The organism is Bacillus sp. CR71 (assembly GCF_003429245.1).
Taxonomy (GTDB): Bacteria; Bacillota; Bacilli; order Bacillales; family Bacillaceae_G; genus Bacillus_A; species Bacillus_A thuringiensis_S.
The window spans coordinates 5,275,565-5,275,809 of record NZ_CP031748.1 but is presented as its reverse complement, the minus strand read 5'-3'; the positions used below and the strand labels follow the sequence as shown (position 1 = coordinate 5,275,809).

Below are 245 nucleotides of genomic sequence, written 5' to 3'. Positions count from 1 at the left end.
ATAGGTTCGAGGTGGAAGCATGGTGACATGTGGAGCTGACGAATACTAATAGATCGAGGACTTAACCATATAATATGAAGCAATGTTATCTAGTTTTGAAAGAATATAAAAAACTTGTTGACTTTAAAAGTTAAATGAGTTACAATGATTCTTGTCTTAAATGAATACAGTCTGGTAATGATGGCAGAGAGGTCACACCCGTTCCCATACCGAACACGGAAGTTAAGCTCTCTAGCGCCGATGGT

General features: G+C 38.4%; 1 rRNA gene (cut by a window edge). It reads left to right on the top strand.

Going from position 1 to position 245, the window contains the following annotated elements:
• Positions 1 to 170 precede the first annotated feature (170 nt).
• A 5S ribosomal RNA gene (gene rrf, locus DOS87_RS26715) occupies positions 171 to 245 on the top strand (it continues 71 nt past the right edge of the window).